Origin of the sequence: Pseudonocardia sp. KRD291, assembly GCF_019263595.1 — a bacterium.
Lineage (GTDB): Bacteria > Actinomycetota > Actinomycetes > Mycobacteriales > Pseudonocardiaceae > Pseudonocardia.
Genome location: NZ_JADQDD010000371.1, coordinates 1 through 5,325 on the forward strand (window position 1 = coordinate 1; position 5,325 = coordinate 5,325).

Here is a 5,325-nt window from a genome sequence, read left to right on the forward strand (position 1 = left end):
GCGCAGGAGCGCGGCGGCGTCGGCGATCGCGGTGGCGCGGTCCGGGGCCAGCGCGGTGAGGGTGTGCACCGCGGCGAAGCCGGCCGAGCGCAGCGTCGCCTCGTCCAGGAGGCAGTCCCCGGCGACCGCGACGACGGGTGCCCCGGCGGCCCGCGCGGCGTCGGCCACGCCCGTCGGGGCCTTGCCCTGCAACGACTGCTCGTCGAGTCGTCCCTCGCCGGTGACCACGAGGTCGGCGCCGGCGACGGTCCGGTCGAACCCGACCAGGTCGAGCACGGCCCGGACCCCGCTGGTCCGGGTGGCGCCCAGCGCCGAGACGGCGCCGCACATCGCGCCCCCGGCCGCTCCCGCGGCGGGCATGTCCGCCACGTCGTGGCCGGTCGCGTCGTGCAGCACCCAGGCCCAGCGGGCCAGGGCCGCGTCGAGGCACCGGACCTGCTCCGGGTCGGCGCCCTTCTGCGGGCCGTACACCGTCGCCGCGCCGCACGGCCCGAGCAGCGGGTTGTCCACGTCGGCGGCGAACACGAACCGTGCCGTCCGGGCCCGCGGGTGCAGGCCGGACAGGTCCAGACGCGCCGCGCGGGCCAGGGCCGCGCCGCCGGGCGGAAGGTCCCGCCCGTCGGCGTCGAGGACGCGGGCACCGAGCCCGACCAGCAGCCCGGCGCCGCCGTCGGTGCTCGCGCTGCCGCCCAGGCCGACGACGATTTCGTCCGCGCCCTGGTCGAGAGCGTGCGCCAGGACGGCGCCGAGCCCGGTCGTGCCGGCCTGCAGCGGCCGGGCGATGCCACCCGGCAGCACCCCGAGCCCCGCCACCGTGGCCAGCTCGACCAGGGCGACCGGGCCCCGGCGGGCGTAGGTCGCGGTCAGCGGGTCGCCGAGCGGCCCGGCCGCCTCGACCCGGACGGGGTCCCACCCGGCGGCCAGCACGGCGTCCACCGTGCCCTCGCCGCCGTCGGCGACCGGGGCCCGGCGCACCGTCCAACCCGGCGCGACGTCGGCGATGCCCGCGGCGAGGGCGCCGGCGACCCCGGGCGCGTCCAGGGACCCCTTGAACTTGTCCGGGGCCAGCACCACCGTGCTCCGTTCCCTCGACGACGCGGGCTCCATCAGTCGAGCAGGCAGACGGCCGTCGGGGCGTGCTCGCGCACGGTGGCGAGCTCCTCGAACTCCATCACCGCGTCGATCTCCGCGCCGCCCATCGAGACGTTCGTGACCCGCTCCAGCACGACCTCCACCACGACCGGCACCTTGTGCTCGCGGGCCAGCGTGGACGCCCGCCGCAGCGTCGCGGCGATCTGCTCCGGGTCGCTGACCCGCAGCCCCACGCACCCCAGCCCCTCGGCGACGACGACGTGGTCGACGCCGTAGCCCTTCGGGGCCGGCTCCGGTTCCCCGTCGTCCACGGTGTCGCGGGTGTGGATGTTGTCGAACCCCAGCTGCACGCAGTAGTCCATGTCGAAGTTGCGCTGCGCCTGCCGGATCAGCCCCAGGTAGGAGTTGTTCACGACCACGTGCACGTAGGGCAGGTTGAACTGCGCCCCGACGGCGAGCTCCTCGAGCATGAACTGGAAGTCGTAGTCCCCGGACAGCGCCACGACCGGCGTGTCCGGGTCCGCGGTCACCGCCCCGAGCGCGGCCGGGATCGTCCAGCCCAGGGGGCCGGCCTGCCCGGCGTTGATCCAGTGCCGCGGCCGGTAGACGTGCAGGAACTGCCCGGCCGCGATCTGCGAGAGCCCGATCGTGGTCACGTAGCGGGTGTCCGGCCCGAAGACCCGGTTCATCTCCTCGTAGACCCGCTGCGGCTTGATCGGGGTGTCGGTGAAGTGCGTGCGGCGGTGCAGCGTCGCCTTTCGCGCCGAGCACCCGGCGACCCAGGCCGACCGGTCGGGCAGCGTGCCCGCGGCGCGGCGCCGGCGGGCCTCGGCGACGAACGCCTGGAGCGCGGCGCCGGCGTCGGAGACGATCCCGTAGTCGGGGGCGAACACCCGCCCGATCTGGGTGGGCTCGATGTCGACGTGCACGAACGTCCGCCCGCGCCGGTAGGTGTCCAGGCCTCCGGTGTGCCGGTTGGCCCACCGGTTGCCGATGCCGAGCACGAAGTCCGACTCCAGGAACGTCGCGTTGCCGTAGCGGTGCGAGGTCTGCAGCCCGACCATGCCCGCGGCCAGGCGGTGGTCGTCCGGGATCGCGCCCCAGCCCATCAGCGTCGGCACGACCGGCACGTCCAGGATCTCGGCCAGCTCGACGAGCAGCGCGCTCGCGTCGGCGTTGATGATCCCGCCGCCGGCGACGATCAGCGGCCGCTCGGACGCGCACAGCATGTCGATCGCCTTCGCGGCCTGCGCGTCGCTCGCGGCCGGGCGGTGCACCGGCAGCGGCTGGTAGGTGTCCGGGTCGAACTCGATCTCGGTCATCTGGACGTCGATCGGCAGGTCGATCAGGACCGGACCCGGCCGCCCGGAGCGCATCAGGTGGAACGCCTGCGCGAACGCGCCCGGCACCTGCGCCGCCTCCAGCACCGTCATCGCCATCTTCGTGACGGGCTTGGCGATCGAGGTGATGTCGACGGCCTGGAAGTCCTCCTTGTGCAGCCGCGCGACCGGCGCCTGCCCGGTGACGGCCAGGATCGGGATCGAGTCCGCGGACGCCGAGTACAGCCCGGTGACCATGTCGGTGCCGGCCGGGCCGGACGTCCCGACGCAGACGCCGATGTTGCCCGGCGCGGCGCGGGTGTAGCCCTCGGCCATGTGCGCGGCGCCCTCGACGTGGCGGGCCAGCACGTGGGAGATGCCGCCGTGCGCGCGCATCGCGGAGTAGAAGGGGTTGATCGCCGCTCCCGGCACCCCGAACGCCTGGGTGGCGCCCTCCAGCTCGAGGATCTTCACCGCCGCGTCGGCGGCACGCATCCTTGCCATGTCGGTCTCCTTCAGCTCTCGTCGCGCGGCGACGGGCCGGACGCGCGGCCGGACAGGCGCGCGATCGTGCGGTGCAGTGCGGAGTGGTCGAGGCCGCCGTCGCCCGCGGCGCGGGTCGCGGCCACCAGCTGGGCCACCAGCGCGCCGACCGGGGTGGCGACCCCGGCCTCCCGCGCGGCCGAGGTGACGATGCCCATGTCCTTGTGGTGCAGGTCGATCCGGAACCCGGGGGAGTACTCCCGGTCGAGCATCTTCGGCGCCTTCTGGTTCAGGACCGCGGAGCCGGCCAGGCCGCCGCCGAGCACCTCGACCGCGGCCGGGAGGTCGGCGCCGTGGGCCTCGAGGAACACCAGAGCCTCTGCCAGCAGGGCGATGTTGCCCGCGACGATGAGCTGGTTCGCGGCCTTCACGGTCTGACCGGCCCCGCTCGGCCCGACGTGCACGACGGTCTTGCCGACCGTGTCCAGGTACGGGCGGGCGGCGGCGACGTCGTCCTTCCCTCCGCCGACCATGATCGAGAGTGCGGCGTTCACCGCACCCGCCTCGCCGCCGGACACCGGAGCGTCGACCATCCGGAACCCACGCTCCGCCGCGGTGGCGGACAGGTCCCGGGCGACGTCCGGGCGGATCGTCGAGAAGTCGATGATCAGGGTGCCGGGTGCGGCGTGGGCGAACACGCCGTCCTCGCCGGTCAGGACGTCGGTGACGTCGGGGGAGTCGGGCAGCATCAGCGCGACGACGTCCGCGCCCCGCACGGCCTCGGCGACCGAGCCGGCGGCCCGTCCGCCCGCCTCGACGAGGGCGGCGGTCTTCTCGGGCGAACGGTTGTGGCCGACGACGTCGTGGCCGGCGCGGGCGAGGTGACAGGCCATCGGGCTGCCCATGATGCCGAGCCCGACGAACGCGATGGTGGTCATGAGGTGCTCCTCCCGGAACGGGGGTGTCAGACGGGGGTGGCGGCGCGGCGGGCGTGCGGCAGCCAGGCGAACGGGTCGTCGCCGGTGGCCTTGTACTCCAGCCCGACCCGGCCGGTGTAGCCCGTGGCGGCGAGCCGGTCGAGCTGCGCGGGCAGGGGGAGGTCCCCGGTCCCGGGCTCGCCCCGGCCCGGCGCGTCGGCGATCTGGACGTGTCCGATCCGCGCGGCGTGGGTGTCGATCGCGGCGTCGACGTCGTCGCCGTTGACGGCCAGGTGGTAGAGGTCGGCGAGCAGGCGCAGCGAGTCCACGCCGTGCTCGTCGCGCACCCGGTCCAGCACCGCGACCGCGTCCGCGGCCGTGCGCAGCGGGTAGGCCGGCGCGCCGCTGACCGGCTCGACCAGCACGACGGCGCCGATCGCGGCGGCGGCGCGCCCGGCCGCGGCCAGGTTCGCCGCGGCGAGCTCGTCCTGCTCCGCGGGCGCGGTGCCCTCGACCCGGTTGCCGTAGAGGGCGTTGAACCCGGTCGTGCCCAGCCGGGCGCCGATGCCGACGGCCACGTCGATGTTGTCGACGAACTCGGCGCCACGGCGCGGGTCCGACAGCAGCCCGCGGTCACCGCCGGGCATGTCGCCGGCGGCGAAGTTCAGGCCGGTCAGGGTCACCCCGGCGTCGCGGACGGCGCCGACGAACGCATCGACCTCGCGGTCGGCCGGGACCGCGTCGGCGAAGGGCCACCAGAACTCGACGGCGTCGAAGCCGGCGTCGCGCGCGGCCTGCGGGCGGTCCAGGAGCGGCAGGTCGGTGAGCAGGATCGAACAGTTCACGGTCCAGGACGGCGGTGTCATGGGTGTCCTTCCCAGGGGTCGATGTTCGCTCAGGAGGCGTCCGGGTCGGGCAGGCCGCGGTAGGCGCGCCAGCCGCCGAACGCGGTGATGTCGGTGATCTCGGCGGCCTGGGCCTCGAGCACCCCGGGCCGCAGGCCGACGGCGAGCACGGAGCGCCCGTCGTCGAGGGCGATCACGGTGAGCTCGAGCTCCGGCGGCTCGTCGGGCAGGAACTCGGTGCGGACGCTGTCCAGTGACACGTCGTAGAGCTCACCGGTGACCGCGCCGCCGTCGTCGGCGAGCAGCAACGCGGGGAACGCGTCGCGCACCGAGTACATCCGGTAGAGCGGGGCGGTGGTGACCGCGCCGAGGAACGGGTGCGCGGAGACGTTGTGGTGCAGGCGTCCGCCACGCATCGCGTCTCCCGAGCAGAACAGACCGGGCATCATCGACTCCGTTCTCGCGGGCACGCCCCGCCGGGGCGCACGATCGCGTATTCCGCAATGCGGAAAGAATGTTTCGTTGTGCGAGAAGTCTGACCACGTGCCGCGGAGGCTGTCAAGGTTCACGACGAGCCGGCGACCCCTTGACGCCGCTGTGAGCGCGCTCATATCGTTCTTCCACGAAGCAAGAGAATATTTCCGCATCGTGAAACGAGGACCCAATGAC

At 74.4% G+C, this 5,325-nt stretch carries 5 protein-coding genes; all 5 read right to left on the reverse strand.

Annotated features, from left to right (window positions below; translation table 11 throughout):
• Positions 1 to 1,107: glycerate kinase (locus I4I78_RS29900; protein ID WP_218614860.1), on the reverse strand; the 1,107-nt coding region annotated here is incomplete at its 3' end.
• Positions 1,107 to 2,915, reverse strand: a complete 1,809-nt coding sequence (gene gcl / locus I4I78_RS29905) for a glyoxylate carboligase (RefSeq protein ID WP_218614861.1) — start codon at positions 2,913 to 2,915, stop codon at positions 1,107 to 1,109. The genes gcl and I4I78_RS29900, both read right to left, overlap by 1 nt.
• Positions 2,916 to 2,926: 11 nt before the next feature.
• A complete protein-coding gene (locus I4I78_RS29910; RefSeq protein ID WP_218614862.1) occupies positions 2,927 to 3,832 on the reverse strand; it encodes a 2-hydroxy-3-oxopropionate reductase in 906 nt (301 codons plus the stop codon).
• A gap of 26 nt (positions 3,833 to 3,858) precedes the next feature.
• Positions 3,859 to 4,677, reverse strand: a complete 819-nt coding sequence (locus I4I78_RS29915) for a hydroxypyruvate isomerase family protein (RefSeq protein WP_218614863.1) — start codon at positions 4,675 to 4,677, stop codon at positions 3,859 to 3,861.
• 29 nt (positions 4,678 to 4,706) lie between these two features.
• Positions 4,707 to 5,102 carry a gamma-glutamylcyclotransferase gene (locus I4I78_RS29920; RefSeq protein ID WP_218614864.1) on the reverse strand — a complete coding sequence of 132 codons (396 nt, stop codon included), beginning with the start codon at positions 5,100 to 5,102 and terminating at the stop codon, positions 4,707 to 4,709.
• Between the last annotated feature and the right edge of the window lie 223 nt (positions 5,103 to 5,325).